Here is a 14,955-nt window from a genome sequence, read left to right on the forward strand (position 1 = left end):
GAAGTAGGTACCCCTCACCCCGGTGAGATCATCTTCCCGGGCTGCACGGCCTCGTCGAACTCGGCGTCGGTCAGATAGCCGCCACCGACGGCTTCCTCGCGCAGGGTGGTGCCGTTTTTGTGCGCCGTCTTGGCGATCTTCGCGCAGGCGTCGTAGCCCAGCTTGCCGTTCAGGGCGGTAACCAGCATCAGCGAATTGTCCAGGCCGCGCTTGATATTGTCCTCGCGCGGTTCGATGCCGACCACGCAGTTGTCGGTGAACGACACCGCCGCATCGGTCATCAACCGCACCGACTGCAGGAAATTGTAGGCCATCACCGGGTTGTAGACGTTCAGCTCGAAATGCCCCTGGGAGCCGGCGAAGGTGATGGCGGCGTTGTTGCCGAACACCTGGACGCAGACCTGGGTCAGGGCTTCCGACTGGGTCGGATTGACCTTGCCCGGCATGATCGACGAGCCGGGCTCGTTCTCGGGCAGGGCCAGCTCGCCCAGGCCCGAGCGCGGGCCCGAACCGAGGAAGCGAATGTCGTTGGCGATCTTGAACAGGGACGCGGCGACCGTGTTGATCGCGCCGTGGCTGAAGACCATGGCGTCGTGGGCGGCCAGGGCCTCGAACTTGTTCGGTGCCGTGGTGAAGGGCAGGCCGGTGATGGCGGCGATCTGTTCGGCGACCTTTTCGGCAAAGCCGATCGGGGCGTTCAGCCCCGTGCCCACGGCCGTGCCGCCCTGGGCCAGTTCCATCAGTTTCGGCAGGGTCTGTTCGATCCGCTCAATGCCGTTGGCGACCTGCTGGGCATAGCCGCCGAACTCCTGACCGAGGGTCAGGGGGGTGGCGTCCTGGGTATGGGTGCGGCCGATCTTGATGATATGGGCCCAGGCCTTCGCCTTGGCGTCCAGCGCCGCGTGCAGATGCTTCAGCGCCGGGATCAGGTCATTGACCAGTTGTTCGGCGCAGGCCACGTGCATGGCCGTGGGGAAGGTGTCGTTCGACGACTGGCTCATATTGACGTGGTCGTTGGGATGGACCGGCTTCTTCGATCCCATCTCGCCGCCCAGCATCTCGATGGCGCGGTTCGAGATCACCTCATTGGCGTTCATGTTCGACTGGGTGCCCGAGCCGGTCTGCCAGACCACAAGCGGGAAATGGTCGTTGAGCCTGCCGGCGATGACCTCGTCGGCGGCGGCGATTATGGTCGCGCCCAGTGTCGGGTCCAGCTTGCCCAGCGCCATATTGGTCTCGGCCGCGGCGCGTTTGACGATGCCCAGGGCCCGGACGATCGGCAGGGGCTGTGTCTCCCAGCCGATCTTGAAGTTTCCGAGGCTGCGCTGGGCCTGCGCCCCCCAGTAGCGGTCGGCGGCGACCTCGATGGGGCCGAAGGTGTCGGTCTCGGTGCGGGTCTTGGTCATCTGAACGGGCTCTTCAGGCGTGGCTTGAGGGGTCGCGGCGGTGTAGCACGGGCAACCGGCAGGGCAAGGTGAGGAAAGCGGCATGCAGGCGGACTGGATCGGCACGGGCAAGGTCCGCGCCCGGGAGACCGGCGATGTGGTCGAGATCACCATCGACGGCCTGACCACCCAGGCCAAATACTACAAGCCGCTGGCCTATGAGTTCTTCCGCAAGGAATGGAGCTCGCGCCCCAGCTATGGCGACTACACGGTCGAGATCGTCATGGAGCACGTCGGCGATCCGCCGTGGATGGACCTCGACAACCTGGCCAAGGCCCTGCTGGACGCGATCAAGGGCTATCTGTTCCACGACGACAGCCAGGTCGCCCGCCTGCTGGTCGAGCGGCGACAGGGCGAACGGGAGCGGATCACGATCCGGGTTTTCCCCCGGGTCACGGCCGACGGCTGATCCGCCGGCTATTTCTTGCGGAACTGGTCCAGCGACACGACCTTGGGTCCGTCATCGCCTGACGGCACCGGCGGATTCGGCTCGGGCTCGGCGGTCAGTTCCTCGACCGTCTCGGGGGCCTCGAACTGCAGCATGAACTGCACCGCCGGGTCATAGAACCGGGTCACGGCCGAATAGGGCACGTTCAGAACCTTGGGCATGCCGCCGAATTTCAGCATCACGCTGAACCGGTCGGCATCGACGCTCAGGTCCCAGTACTGGTGTTGCAGGATCACCGTCATCTCGTCCGGATATTTGGCGAGCGTGTCCGGCGGGATGCTGACGCCGGGGGCCCGGGTCTTGAAGGTGATGTAGAAATGGTGGGCGCCGGGGATGCCGCTCGGGCCGGCCGCCAACTCGAGGGCAGAGCGGATCACGCCGCGCAGGGCGTCCTGCGCGAGTTGCTCATAGTGCATCTCGTCGACCGGGGGGGTCTCGTCAGCCATCGTCACCTCGGGTGTTCGTGTGACTGATAGCCGTGCAGACGAGGCGACGGAAGACGGTGACGAAAGGAAATGTCGGAGAGACGGTCCGGACCGGGGCCCAAAACCGGAAAAGTGCCAGGGGTTCTGTTGGCGGGCCCCCTGGCGGCCCCGCCCCAGGAACTGATCCCTGAGGACTTAAGAGTTCGAAATCAACCGAACCGCATTACGCGGCGAGGCGGACTTCTCCAGCGAAGTTATCGTTCGCAGTTAGAAAATGGCCCGATACGGTAGGCCAGGACGGGCGAAAGAAACCTTTTTACACGTCCGTCGATGCTAGTCGGCCCCATGCTCGCTCCGCCGATAACGCGGGGAAGGAATGGTGGAGCCGCCGGGAATCGCACCCGGGTCCGGTCCGCTTATTACAAGCACGTTTATCGCCATATCCGGAGCAAGCCCCGGCAACTCCAATATAGGCGGTCATGCCGCCGTTTCCAAGGGTCAGGTGAAGCCGGGATGACGCGGCCAGTCCGGCGTCTGGTTCCTGAACCAGGTCAGCTGGCGTTTGGCATAGTTGCGGGTCGCCTGCTGCACGGCGGTGACGGCCTCATTCAGGCTGACCTCGCCGCGCAGATGGGCGGCGAAATCGCGCACGCCGACGGCCTTCATGGCCGGCAGGGTCGGGTCCAGTCGCCGGGCCACCAGGGCCCGCACCTCATCCAGCGCCCCCTGTTCGACCATGGTATCCACCCGGGCGTCGCAGGCGGCATAGAGGCGATCGCGCGGCGGTTCGACCACCACGGCCTGCCAGCTGCCCTCGGCCAGCACCGGGCGGGTGTCGGCGCGCCAGACGCTGAGCGGTTGCCCGGTGACGGTCAGCACGGCGAGGGCGCGGATCAGCCGTTGCCGGTCGCCGGGCGCGATGGCGGCCTCGGACTCGGGGTCGGCCTCGACCAGGCGGCGCCGGACCGAGCCTTCGCCGGCTGAGTCGTACAGCGCGCCGATCTCGTCGCGCACGGAATCGGGAATGTCGGGAATGTCGGCCAGTCCGCGCGTCAGGGCGTTGAAATACAGGCCGGTGCCACCGACCAGCAGGGCAGGGCGACCCTCGGCAGCCAGTTCGGTCAGCACCGGCATCACCGCCCGGCTCCAGCGGCCGACCGACCAGGCGTCGGCGGCGTCGGCGATTCCGTACAGCCGGTGTTCGGCGCGCGCCTCATCTTCGGCCGTCGGCCGGGCCGACAGGATGCGCAGGTCGGCATACAGCTGCTGGCTGTCGGCATTGAGGATGACCGCCCCCGTCCGCTCGGCCGTTTCCAGCGCCAGCCGGGACTTGCCCGAGGCGGTCGGGCCGGCGATCAGCTGGATCAGGGGGTGGGTCAAGATGGCAGGCTCGCGGTTTGTGTCCGGGGGCGATAGAACGCCCCGGCCCCCGCCTCAAGGTTTGTCGGAGTTTCCCCTTGGTTGACCGTGCCGCCGTTCTCTCTGCCCTCGAGGCCGTGATCGATCCGAAATCGGGCAAGCCCCTGTTCGAGGCGGGTCTGGTTCAGGGTCTGGTGGTAGCAGAAGACCGGGCCGGATTCGTCATCGAGGTGCCGGCCGGCGAGACCGGCCTCTATGCGCCCGTCCGCGACGCGGCCGAGGCGGCGCTGGCCGCGGTGCCCGGTATGGCCCGGGTATCGGTCATCCTGACCGCCGAGGCCGTCGCGACCCCGGCCCGGCGTACGGCCGGCCTGTCGCCCAAGGCGATGGACCAGTCGCGGGCCAAGGCCCCCGTGGCCACCGACCGCCCGGCCCATGTGCGGCGGGTCGTCGGCGTGGCCAGCGGCAAGGGCGGGGTCGGCAAGTCGACCGTGGCCGTCAACCTGGCCTGCGCCCTGGCGGCGCGCGGCCTGCGGGTCGGCCTGCTGGACGCCGATGTCTACGGCCCCTCCCTGCCGACCATGCTCGGCGTCTCGGGCAAGCCGGACTATGTCGACGGGGCCCTGATCCCGCATGAGGCCTTCGGGCTGAAGGTGATGTCCGTGGGTCTGCTGACCAAGGCCGAGGACGCGATGATCTGGCGCGGACCCATGGCCTCCCAGGCCCTGACCCAGATGCTGACCCAAACCCGCTGGGGTACCGAAGACCAGCCGCTGGATGTGCTGGTCGTCGACCTGCCACCCGGCACCGGCGATGTGCATCTGACCCTTGTGCAGAAGACCCTGCTGGACGGGATGGTCATCGTCTCGACCCCGCAGGAGGTGGCCCTGGCCGACGCGCGCCGGGCCCATACGATGTTCGAGAAGGTCGGAGCTCGGACCCTGGGCCTGATCGAGAACATGAGCGGCTTCCCGGATCCGGTGACCGGCAAGCTCATTCCCATCTTCGGCCATGGCGGGGCGCGCGACGAGGCCGAGCGTCTGGGGGTCAGCTTTCTCGGCGACCTGCCGCTCAGCCAGGCCCTGCGCGAGGGCGGCGACGCCGGACGCCCGCTGGTCGCGGTCGAATCCGATGGAGACATGGCGCGCCGTTTCGGGGCGGTGGCGGGGACCCTGGCGGAAAAACTCGGTTTCTGAGGGTTTCCAAACGCAACTCTAATCGCCACCTTGTCGGTTCCAGTATCCCACGAGGAAGCCCGATGAGCGTCGACGCCCTGTTCCAGCCCTTCCAGGTCAAGTCCCTGAAGATGCCCAACCGCATCGTCATGGCGCCGATGACGCGATCCTTTTCACCGGGCGGGATTCCGACCGACGACGTCGCCGCCTACTACCGCCGCCGCGCCGAGGGTGGCGTCGGCCTGATCGTCACCGAAGGCACGGTCGTCGACCGGCCCGCCGCGCGCAATGACGCCAATGTGCCGGTCTTTCACGGCGAGGCCCTGCCACAATGGAAGAAGGTCGTGGACGAGGTTCACGCCGCCGGTGGCCTGATCGCGCCGCAGATCTGGCACGTCGGCTCGGCCCGCGGGCAGGGCGCGGACTGGAAGCCGCTGGGCAAGGTCGACAGCCCGTCCGGCATGACCACGCCGGGCAAGCGCGGCCTGGAGCCGATGACCGAGGAGGACATCGCCGACACCATCGCCGCCTTCGGTCGCTCGGCCCGCGCCGCCCGGGACCTCGGTTTCGACGCCGTCGAAATCCATGGGGCCCACGGCTATCTGATCGACCAGTTCTTCTGGAGCGGCCTCAACGACCGCACCGACAAATGGGGCGGACCGTCCATCGGCGAGCGCGCCCGCTTCGGGGCCGAGGTGGTCAGGGCCGTGCGCGAAGGCGTGGGTGAGGACATGGCCCTGATCCTGCGTCTGTCGCAGTGGAAGCAGCAGGATTTCGATGCCCGTATCGCCGGGACGCCGGACCAGATGACCGAATGGCTGGCTCCCCTGTCCGAGGCCGGGGTCGATGTCTTCCACTGTTCCCAGCGCCGCTTCTGGGAGCCGGAGTTCGAGGGTTCGGACCTGAATTTCGCCGGCTGGGCCAAGAAGCTGACCGGCAAGCCGACCATCACCGTCGGCTCGGTCGGTCTGGACGGCGAGTTCATCGCCGCCTTCGGCGGCGCGGGATCGAAGCCGGCCTCGCTGGATGGTCTGATCAAACGTCTGGAAGCCGGGGAGTTCGATCTGGTCGCCGTCGGCCGTGCCCTGCTCGCCGATCCGCAGTGGGTTCAGAAGATCCGCGATGGGCGGATGGACGAGCTGAAGGATTTCGATCGCAGCGCGATGGCGGTCCTCAGCTGAGCCACGGGGCGTGGCCGCTCGGCAGCCTCACAGCTTGCCGAAGGCCACGCCCTTCCAGCCCCAGCCGCCCTCGGCCGCAGCCTTGTGCAACGGCCCTTTGATTTCGCCGGTATTGAAATGGTAGCTGTAGATTTCGCCCCATGACCCGTCCTCGCGGAAGGCATGGACGCTCTCGTAGCTGATTTCCCATTGCTGGCCGCGGAACGCCGATCCCGCCAGGCTCAGCGTCGGCACGCCGGCGGACCATTCCACCGACCACTCCTGGTCGGTTGAGCGGACGACGCCGAGCGTTTCGTCTAACTTCATCAGCACCTTGAAGACCCGTTTGATCCCGGCCCTGGCAAAGGTCTCGTGCCACTGTGCGTCGACGATCTTCCATTCGGCGACCAGATCGACGCCCTCCGGCTTGCCGTTGCGGATATGGAACGGCGCGCTGTCGCGGTTCAGCGCCAGCAGCCGTTTACGCAGCGTCGCCACCGGCTCGCGCGCCACGCCTGCAGGGGCCGGTCGGCTGCCGGTCAGCCAGCTGAAGAGGCTCATGTCAGTTTCCCCAACGGCCCTGTCCGCCGGGCCCCGGAGAGGTTGGCACGCCGCTGCCCGGCTCACCACTGGTCATCGTCGGAAACCGGCCGCGTGATGGCCGCCGGCCACATCTCTGATGCCTGCCGGTAATCAGGGCCGCCCAGCCGCCCTGGCCGTTCAGACCGGCTCCACCACCACGGCGGTGCCATAGGCCAGGACCTCGGTGATGCCGTCCATGATCTCGTTGGCGTCATAGCGCATGGCCAGGATGGCATTGGCCCCCTGTTCCCGGGCGTGGGTGATCAGATGGTCCAGCGCCTCCTGCCGGGCCGTCTCGGCCAGGGTGACGTAGATCGACAGCTTGCCGCCGAACACCGACTGGATCGCCCCGCCCAGATTGCCGACGATGCTGCGCGAGCGCACGGTGATGCCGCGTACCAGCCCGACCTGTCGCACGATGCGATAGCCGGCGAGGTCGTTGGTGGTTGCCACGATCATCGTTTCTCTCCGGATGGTTAGCGCCGTTTCAGGACGCGGAAGGTGAAGGCGTGGTCGTCCTTCTCGCCGGGCTCGTGGCGCTCGGAGGCGACCTCCTCGAAGGCGGATTCGTCGAAGGGCGGGAACAGGGCGTCGCCTTCGGGCTCGGCCTCGACCTCGGTGATATACAGGGTCTTCGCCCGCCCCAGCGTCGCCGCGAACAGGGCGGTGCCGCCGATCACGCAGATCTCGTCGACCTCATCCTCGGCCCCGTGCTCGCGGGCGATGTCCAGGGCCTCGTCCAGGGTGGTGCAGACCAGGGCCCCGCGCGACTTGCCGTCGGCCTCATAGCCCTCGTCGCGGGTCAGGACGATGTTGAGCCGGCCGGGCAGGGGCCGCAGCGGCAGGCTCTCCCAGGTGTTGCGACCCATGATGCAGGGCTTGCCGACGGTGATGGCCTTGAACCGCTGCAGGTCCGAGCGGAGCTTCCACGGCAGGTCACCGTCGCGGCCGATCACCCCGTTGCGACCGCGGGCAACGACGAGGGCGAGGGTGGGGATGGGCATTCAGCGCGGCTCCAGCCAGTGCAGCCATTTGCGCTGCATCGCGGTCTCGAGATCGATGCCCGCGCGGTCGCAGTATAGCAGCAACATCCCCAGCACGTCCGCCGCCTCGTCGCCGAGCGCCGATGCATCCGGCGTGCCGCGCGCCCGGCCGGTCAGGCGCAGATGCTCGGCGGTCAGCTCGCCCAGCTCCTCCTGCAGCTTCAGCAGGGCCCAGTCGCGGTCGCGGTCGATATTGTGCTCGGCGGCGTAGAGGTCGGAGATGCGCAGGACGTCGGCCGTCAACCCGGCCAGGGACAGCGCGCGTTTGCCGTCCGTCATCACACCGCGACCGCGGCCTTGATGTGCGGCCAGGGGGCATAGTCGCTGAGCACGAAATCGGCGGGTTCATAGGCGAACAGGTCGTCGTGCGGGGTGAGGGTCATGACCGGCAGGGGCAGGGGCTGGCGCGTCAGCTGCAGCTCGGCCTGTTCGACGTGGTTCAGATACAGGTGGGCGTCGCCGAAGGTATGGACGAACTCGCCCGGCTCCAGACCGCACACCTGGGCCACCATCAGGGTCAGCAAAGCGTAGGAGGCGATGTTGAACGGCACGCCCAGGAAGACGTCGGCGCTGCGCTGGTACAGCTGGCAGCTCAGCTTTCCGTCAGCGACAAAGAACTGGAACAGACAGTGGCAGGGCGGCAGGGCCATGTCGTCGATGTCGCCCGGGTTCCAGGCGGACACGATGTGGCGACGGCTGTTGGGATTGGTCTTCAGGCCTTCGACCAGTCGCGTGATCTGGTCGATCGTCTCGCCGTTCGGCGTCGCCCACGAGCGCCACTGTTTGCCATAGACGGGGCCGAGGTCGCCGCTCGCGTCGGCCCATTCGTTCCAGATCGAACAGCCGTTCTCCTGCAGCCAGGCAATGTTGGTGTCGCCGCGCAGGAACCACAGCAGTTCGACGAGGATCGAGCGCAGGTGCAGCTTCTTGGTGGTCAGCAGCGGAAAGCCCCGCGCCAGGTCGAAACGGATCTGGCGGCCAAACACCCCCAGGGTCCCGGTGCCGGTCCGGTCGTCGCGCCTGACCCCGTTGTCGAGGATGTCGCGCAGCAGGTTCAGATACTGGAATTCGGGATGATCCGCCGACGCGGCCGGAACCGCCCCGGTGCGGGTCTGCAGGTCAGCGATCTGGGCCAGGGCGTTCATCACGCCAGATTGCCTGATTCGCGGCCCGGCGAATCATCACGAACGCGCTTTCCTGTGGATCAGCCGCCGAAACCGCCGCCGTCGAGGAAAGCCTGTTCCTCCGGCGTGGTTTCCCGCCCGAGGGCGGCGTTGCGATGCGGGAATCGGCCGAAGCGGACGATGATGTCGCGATGGATACGGCCCCATTTTTCGCTGTCGGCGTCACCGGCGACCAGGGCCAGATAGCGGTCCTGATCCTCCAGCCGCTCGGAATGTTCGAACGGCAGCAGCAGGAAATTGCGCAGGGCCGGGGCGACCGCGTCATGGTGACCGCGCGCGACCGCCGCATTGGCCAGGCTGAGGGCCAGCGGGTCGGTGGCGAAGGCGTGGCCGGTGTCGCGGAACACATTGCGCGGAAACTGGTCCAGCAGGATCAGCAGGGCCAGGGCCCCGTCCGGCGTCGCCATCCAGTCGTCCAGCTCGCGACGGGCCGCGGCGAAATGGGCGGTTTCGAAACGCTGCCGGAATTCGGCGTCGAACGCGTCATCCTTGGCGAACCATTTGCCGGGTCCGGCCTGCTGCCAGAAGGTGACGACGGTTTCGGGGGGGATGGCGCTGATCATGCCCTGAACATGGGGGACCGCAGTGCGCGGGTCCATAGACGGGTCAGGCTGTGTGGCGGGGCGGTGAGGATTTTCAGGACGATGCGGTGGACAGAAGCCGGGCGCGTCCAAGGTCCGATCCGGGGGGAAACCGGATAAATGGTCGGAGTGAGAGGATTCGAACCTCCGACCCCTGCCTCCCGAAGGCAGTGCTCTACCAGACTGAGCCACACTCCGACTTAAGGAGGCGGCTTATAGCGAGGGCATTTGGCTGTCGCAAGCGGGGATATCGGCCCTGCGAAAATTGTCTGAAAAGCGGGTGTTGCATCGCCCGCAACGTTCGCGTATCCCGACCGCCTCCTGACGCACTGTCGTCAGGGATGCCGGACCTGCTGGGGAATGGTGTAATGGTAACACAGCGGTTTTTGGTACCGTCGTTCAAGGTTCGAGTCCTTGTTCCCCAGCCATCCGTCCGCCGCGAGTGGCGGCGTCGTCCGCTCCGCGGCACCCGCGCTTTCCCACTCCGGGCTCCGATGCCGGGCCTGTATGGTCAATGAGCGTGAACCAATCCGCCTGACGCGCGTTCAGACTGTTCGCTGTCCGACATATCTGTGCGTCGATGCGTTGTTCGAGTTGGAATCGGCTGTTGCCCGCAAAGCCTGACCTCCGGGTCATGATCGTTGAAGACCAGGCCCTGCTGGCCATGGAACTCGAGCTGGTCCTGGCCGACTCAGGCTGCGCCGTCGTGGGCTGCGCCATGGACCGGGCCGGGGCTCTGGTCATCGCCGAGCGCGAACGGCCCGATCTGGCGCTGGTGGATGTGAATCTTCTCGACGGCATGACCGGCCCGCTGGTGGCCGAGACCCTCGTCAAGAAATACGGCGCGGCCGTCGTCTTCCTGACCGCGAATCCTGAACAGATCCCGGAGGGGTTTGCCGGTGCCCTCGGGGCGATGTCCAAGCCTGTCGATGAGCGGACCGTCAATGATGTCGTGGGCTTCGCCCGCGAATTCATCGACCATCACACCGTGGGTGAGATCCCGCGCCGGTTCCGGCTCGCGCCGTGGATGACGCGGCTCGAGCCCGGCAAGAGCCCCCACTGATCCGGGGTCAGGCCGCCTCCCAGCCCCTGTCGATGGCCCAGACGGCGAAGGCGTAGTCGTGGGCGACCTCCTTCAGATAGTCGAACCGCCCGGATGACCCGGCGTGACCGGCCTCCATGTTGATCTTAAGCAGAACCGGCCTGCCCGAGGTCGTCGCCGGGCGCAGCTTCGCCACCCATTTCTCGGGCTCCCAGTAGGTGACGCGCGGATCGGACAGGCCGCCGGTGGCCAGCACGGCCGGATAGGCCTTGGCCTCGACATTGTCGTAGGGGCTGTAGCTCATCATGTAGTCGTAGGCTTCGGGGTCCTCGATCGGATTGCCCCATTCGGGCCATTCCGGCGGAGTCAGCGGCAGGCTGGTGTCCGACATGGTGTTGATCACATCGACGAACGGAACCTGGCCGATGACGCCGGCCCAAAGGTCGGGGCGCATATTGGTCACGGCCCCGACCAGCAGGCCGCCGGCCGACCCCCCCTGGGCGACGATATGGCCGGCCTTGCCGTGGCCGCTGCCGATCAGGTGTTCGGCCGCCGCGATGAAGTCGGTGAAGGTGTTCTTCTTGGTGAAGCGCCGGGCGTCGAGGAACCAGCCCCAACCCTTGTCCGAGCCACCGCGAATGTGGGCGATCGCATAGATCCAGCCCCGGTCGACCAGCGACAGCCGGTTGGTCGAGAAACTGGCCGACATCGGAATGCCGTAGGAGCCGTAGCCGTACAGCAGCAGCGGGGCCGAGCCGTCAACCGGCGTCGATTTGCGGCGCACGATGGTGACCGGCACCAGCGCGCCGTCGGCGGCGGGGGCGTTCAGCCGCTCGACCACATAGTCGGCCGGGTCGTGGCCCGACGGCACCTCCTGCACCTTGCGCAGGGTCCGTTCGCGCGTGGCCAGATCATAGTCATAGGTGGAGCTGGGCGTGGACGGCGAACTGTAGCCATAGCGCATGACCGTGGTGTCGAACTCCGACGCCCCGCGCAGTGACAGGGCATAGGCGGGTTCGTCGACGGCGATCTGGTGCTCGCTGCCCGAACGGTCGCGGATGACGATGGTGGTGTTGGCGTCGGCCCGCTCCTGACGGCCGACGAAATCCTTCACCAGGGCCACCCCCTCGATGTAACGCCCCGGCGCATGGGCGACGAGGTCGGTCCAGTGGGCCTTGCCGGGTGTCGCGGTCGGGGCCTCGACGATCTTGAAGTCGATCGAGTCGTCGGCATTGGTGCGGATGACCCAACGGTCGCCCCAGTGGTCGGCGTCGTACAGGCGGCCGGTGTGGCGCGGTTCCAGCACGACCGGCGTGGCGGTCGGGGTCGCGGCCGGGATGACCCGGGCCTCCGACGTCTCCTGGTTGGCGATCGAGATCAGGACGAAGGCGTCGTCGGACGTCCGCCCGACGCTGATGAACATGCCCTCGTCGGCCTCCTCATCGACCAGACTGGTCGCGCCGCCGCGGACGGGCCGACGGAAGATCTTGTCCGGCCGGCCGTTGTCGTTGCGGTTGGTCCAGAAGATCCACTGGCTGTCCGGCGAGAAGGTGAAGTCCCCGGTCGCCGAACCGATCGGGTCGGGCAGGACGTCGCCCGTGGCCAGGTCCTTCACATAGATCTGGTGGACCTCCGACCCCTGGGCGTCCTCGGCATAGGCGAACAGGGTGTGGTCGGGGCTGTGGTCCGCACTCGAGACCTGGGAATAGGCCTTGCCCTCGGCCAGGGCGTTGGTGTCGAGGAGGAGTTGGGGCTCGACGTGGTTCGGGTGGAGTTCCGTTCCATCCGGGAGCTTCAGCCTCGGCTTGCGCATGAACCGCGGGTGCTGGTCCCCCGTCTTGAATTCGGTAAAATACTCCCAGCGACCATCCGGTGACGGGACCGAGCTGTCGTCCTCCTTGATCCGCCCCTTCATCTCCTCGAACATCGCCGCCTGCAGCGGCAGGGTCGCGACCATCATCGCCTCGCGATAGGCGTTCTCGGCAGTGAGATGCTCTTTCACATCGGCCTTGATCAGGGTCGGGTCGCGCAGCACGGCCTGCCAGTTGTCGTCCTTCATCCACTGATAGTCGTCGGTCCGGACCCGGCCCAGCTGTTCGATGGTCACGGGAATCTTCTTCGCGACGGGGGCTTGCGGACGGGTCATCGAGGCTCCGGGAGTCTGGCGGGCAAGGGCAGGGCCGGCGACGGCGGTCGCGGCGGCGGTGGCGATCAGTTGACGGCGGTTCATGGGCCAGGCTCCTGTCGGTGTCGGCCGACCTTGTGCGCGGTGCCCCCGCGCCGTCAAATGAAGTTCAGCCGCCCTGGCCGCCGGAGTGTCCATGTTCGCGATCCAGATTCCGCCCGAGCCCTCGCCGGTTCCGGCCCCGGTCATGGCCCCGAGCTGGGACCTGACGCGCGGCCTGATCGACGCCACGGTGCAGCTGGACCAGCCGGACGGCAACGGGCGGCGCACGGTCGGGACCGGCTTCCTGGTCGAGGCTCCCCGGCCGGACGGCACGCCACGCACCGTGCTGGTCACCGCCGCCCATGTGTTTGAGCGTATGCCCGGTACCGAGGCGCGGATCGGCTGGCGCACGGCCCTGCCGGACGGGGCCTGGCGGTTCACGCCGGAACCGCTGCGCATCCGAGAGGCCGACCTGACACCGGACTGGACCCGGCATCCCGATCGCGACATCGCGGTGATGGAGATCGTCGCCCCCGAGACCTTCGCCCGGGCCGCCATCCCGCTGGGCTGGCTGGCCGGATCGACGGACTTTGACACCTGGCAGGTCGGGCCGGGTGACGAACTGCTGTCGCTGGGCTTTCCGCGCGGCCTGTCGGCCAACCGGGCCGGGTTTCCGATCCTCAGGGTCGGGCGGATCGCCTCATGGCCGCTGACGCCGATCGCGGCCTTCCCGACCTTCCTGCTGGACTTCCCGGTCCATGCCGGGGACTCCGGCGGGCCGGTGTTCTGGACCCCGAGCGCGCGTCGTCTGCCGGACACGCCGATGCCGGACCACCCGTTCATCGCCGGGGTGCTGGTCCAGACCGTCGAGGTCGATGGACAGGACCTCGGCATCGGTGTCGTCGCCCACGCCCGCTATGTGCTTGACGCCATCGCCCTGATGGACGCCGCGCCGGGGCCCTGAGGCACCGGTCGCGACCCGTACCCGGAGCATGGGTCACCGGTCCGTCGCGGACTCTTGTCCGATCCGCAGCCGGACCGTGATGCGCTTGCCACCGACCACCCCGAGGGTCCGGCCGGGGTCGCGGGGGGCGATCCCCGGTGACGCATCACGGATGCGGTCGCCGTCATCCCGGATCGGGGGACGGGATGCTCAGGATCGTCCTGATGACGCTGGCGGCGCTGCTGCTGACGGGGCTTGCGCGGGCGTCGATGCTGACGACGGCGGCCGAGTCCTTCGCCGGCCATGTCAGCACCGACGGCTATTTCGACTATACGGGGCTGGTGCACCTGCACACCGAATATTCCGGGGACGCGTCCGGCACCTATACGGCCGTGGCCCGGGACGCGGAGGCGGTCGGGGTCCGCTTCCTGATCGCCACCGAGCATGAGAATCTGGACGCCCTGCGGGACGGGCGCGAGGGCTGGTACGGGTCGACCCTGATGCTGAGCGGGGCGGAGAGTACCCGGCCCGAGGGCTCCCTGCTGGGCCTCGATATCGACGCCTATCCGGTCACCCGGGAGGATGCGACGGCCAGCTTCCTCGACTCGGTCACGGCCCAGGGCGGCATGGTCATCCTGGCCCATGCCGACAGTCCGCGCTGGGCCTGGCAGGGGCCGCTGGACGACCGGGTCGCGGGGATGGAGATGCTGGACCTGGCCGACCTGTTCCATATGGCCAGCCTCGGCGAGAAATTGACCGCGGTGGCCCTGCTGCCGGTCAACCGGACCGCGGCCTATCTGGAACTGGGCCGTAGCGCGGGCTCGCCGTTCGACATCTGGGACGGCGTCGGGAAAAAGCGCAAATTCGTCGGTCTTTACGCGCCGGATTTCCACCAGTGCCTCGAGATCATCAATGACCGCTGTTTCGCCTTTCCCCGGGCGCGGGACATCATGGGTCTGGTGCGCAACCACATCCTGACGCGGACCCCGTTCACCGGCGACGCCGCCGTGGACCGGCAGACGGTCTATGCAGCCATCGCCGCGGGACATCTGTATGTGTCGCTCGACGTCCTGGCCGATGCGACAGGCTTCATGTTCTCGGCGGTCCAGGACGGACGCAAGGTGGTGATGGGGGACGAGCTGGACGCCCGGGCCGGGGCCCGGTTCACCGTGACCCTGCCGCCCACCGCGCGCGCGGTGAAGCCGACCGTCCATCTGATCAAGGACGGGATCCAGATCGCCGTGCTGGAAAGCCGGGACGGCACGGTGCGGTTCTCCGACCGCGGGCCGGGGGTCTACCGGATCGAGGTCCGGACCGACATCCCCACCTTCTTCGGCCGGGATCGGAACGCGGTCTGGATCTATTCCAATCCCATCTATCTGCGGCAGCGGGGCTGAGGCG

The 14,955-nt window shown here is 67.5% G+C and carries 16 protein-coding genes, 2 tRNA genes and 1 other RNA gene; 7 read left to right on the top strand and 12 right to left on the bottom strand.

What is annotated here, in order from left to right; translation table 11 throughout:
- Positions 1-14: 14 nt before the first annotated feature.
- The gene (gene fumC / locus PSV00_RS11955; protein WP_300447499.1) at positions 15-1,406 is read right to left on the bottom strand and encodes a class II fumarate hydratase; all 1,392 of its coding nucleotides are present in this window, start codon (positions 1,404-1,406) and stop codon (positions 15-17) included.
- Positions 1,407-1,488: 82 nt separating this feature from the next.
- On the opposite strand from fumC, the gene PSV00_RS11960 reads away from it, so the two are divergent.
- Complete coding sequence (locus PSV00_RS11960; RefSeq protein WP_300447501.1) at positions 1,489-1,854, top strand: RusA family crossover junction endodeoxyribonuclease; 366 nt, start codon at positions 1,489-1,491, stop codon at positions 1,852-1,854.
- 8 nt (positions 1,855-1,862) lie between these two features.
- Here the strand turns inward: PSV00_RS11960 and PSV00_RS11965 are convergent, their stop codons facing one another.
- From PSV00_RS11965 to miaA, 3 genes are all read right to left on the bottom strand, one after another.
- On the bottom strand, positions 1,863-2,339 hold the full coding sequence (locus PSV00_RS11965) for a ClpXP protease specificity-enhancing factor SspB (protein WP_300447503.1): 477 nt from the start codon (positions 2,337-2,339) through the stop codon (positions 1,863-1,865).
- A gap of 110 nt (positions 2,340-2,449) precedes the next feature.
- Positions 2,450-2,817, bottom strand: a transfer-messenger RNA (tmRNA) gene (ssrA, locus tag PSV00_RS11970).
- Positions 2,817-3,698, bottom strand: a complete 882-nt coding sequence (miaA, locus tag PSV00_RS11975) for a tRNA (adenosine(37)-N6)-dimethylallyltransferase MiaA (protein ID WP_300447505.1) — start codon at positions 3,696-3,698, stop codon at positions 2,817-2,819. The genes ssrA and miaA overlap by 1 nt, the downstream gene beginning before the upstream one ends.
- 77 nt (positions 3,699-3,775) lie before the next feature.
- On the opposite strand from miaA, the gene PSV00_RS11980 reads away from it, so the two are divergent.
- Together PSV00_RS11980 and PSV00_RS11985 are read left to right on the top strand one after the other, a co-directional pair.
- Positions 3,776-4,873, top strand: coding sequence for an Mrp/NBP35 family ATP-binding protein (locus tag PSV00_RS11980; protein ID WP_300447507.1), 1,098 nt, complete (start codon positions 3,776-3,778; stop codon positions 4,871-4,873).
- 62 nt (positions 4,874-4,935) lie between these two features.
- On the top strand, positions 4,936-6,033 hold the full coding sequence (locus PSV00_RS11985; RefSeq protein ID WP_300447509.1) for an NADH:flavin oxidoreductase: 1,098 nt from the start codon (positions 4,936-4,938) through the stop codon (positions 6,031-6,033).
- A 27-nt stretch (positions 6,034-6,060) separates the two neighbouring features.
- Here the strand turns inward: PSV00_RS11985 and PSV00_RS11990 are convergent, their stop codons facing one another.
- From PSV00_RS11990 to PSV00_RS12020, 7 genes are all read right to left on the bottom strand, one after another.
- Positions 6,061-6,573, bottom strand: coding sequence for a hypothetical protein (locus PSV00_RS11990; protein ID WP_300447511.1), 513 nt, complete (start codon positions 6,571-6,573; stop codon positions 6,061-6,063).
- Between the two features lie 159 nt (positions 6,574-6,732).
- Positions 6,733-7,053, bottom strand: a complete 321-nt coding sequence (locus PSV00_RS11995) for a heavy metal-binding domain-containing protein (RefSeq protein ID WP_300447513.1) — start codon at positions 7,051-7,053, stop codon at positions 6,733-6,735.
- Between the two features lie 17 nt (positions 7,054-7,070).
- Positions 7,071-7,598 (bottom strand): dihydrofolate reductase, encoded by a 528-nt coding sequence (locus tag PSV00_RS12000; RefSeq protein ID WP_300447515.1) that lies wholly within the window; start codon positions 7,596-7,598, stop codon positions 7,071-7,073.
- Entirely contained in the window at positions 7,599-7,916 is a 318-nt protein-coding gene (locus tag PSV00_RS12005) for a phosphoribosyl-ATP pyrophosphohydrolase (protein ID WP_300447517.1), read from the bottom strand.
- Entirely contained in the window at positions 7,916-8,782 is an 867-nt protein-coding gene (locus PSV00_RS12010; protein WP_300447701.1) for a thymidylate synthase, read from the bottom strand. Before PSV00_RS12010 ends, PSV00_RS12005 begins: the two co-directional genes overlap by 1 nt.
- A gap of 59 nt (positions 8,783-8,841) precedes the next feature.
- Positions 8,842-9,384: a DUF924 family protein gene (locus tag PSV00_RS12015; RefSeq protein ID WP_300447519.1), complete on the bottom strand. Its 543-nt coding sequence runs from the start codon at positions 9,382-9,384 to the stop codon at positions 8,842-8,844.
- Between the two features lie 139 nt (positions 9,385-9,523).
- Positions 9,524-9,600: transfer RNA gene (locus PSV00_RS12020), tRNA-Pro, on the bottom strand.
- 156 nt (positions 9,601-9,756) lie between these two features.
- Here PSV00_RS12020 and PSV00_RS12025 point away from each other — a divergent pair.
- Positions 9,757-9,830, top strand: a tRNA-Gln gene (locus PSV00_RS12025).
- Between the two features lie 206 nt (positions 9,831-10,036).
- A complete protein-coding gene (locus tag PSV00_RS12030; RefSeq protein WP_300447521.1) occupies positions 10,037-10,465 on the top strand; it encodes a response regulator in 429 nt (142 codons plus the stop codon).
- A 7-nt stretch (positions 10,466-10,472) separates the two neighbouring features.
- Here PSV00_RS12030 and PSV00_RS12035 read toward each other — a convergent pair whose 3' ends face one another.
- Entirely contained in the window at positions 10,473-12,674 is a 2,202-nt protein-coding gene (locus PSV00_RS12035; RefSeq protein ID WP_300447523.1) for a S9 family peptidase, read from the bottom strand.
- A gap of 91 nt (positions 12,675-12,765) precedes the next feature.
- On the opposite strand from PSV00_RS12035, the gene PSV00_RS12040 reads away from it, so the two are divergent.
- Both PSV00_RS12040 and PSV00_RS12045 read left to right on the top strand, forming a co-directional pair.
- Entirely contained in the window at positions 12,766-13,575 is an 810-nt protein-coding gene (locus PSV00_RS12040; RefSeq protein ID WP_300447525.1) for a serine protease, read from the top strand.
- Between the two features lie 185 nt (positions 13,576-13,760).
- Positions 13,761-14,951 (top strand): hypothetical protein, encoded by a 1,191-nt coding sequence (locus PSV00_RS12045; RefSeq protein WP_300447527.1) that lies wholly within the window; start codon positions 13,761-13,763, stop codon positions 14,949-14,951.
- The last annotated feature ends 4 nt before the right edge of the window (positions 14,952-14,955 follow it).

The sequence above is a fragment of the Brevundimonas sp. genome (assembly GCF_029945885.1).
Taxonomy (GTDB): domain Bacteria; phylum Pseudomonadota; class Alphaproteobacteria; order Caulobacterales; family Caulobacteraceae; genus Brevundimonas.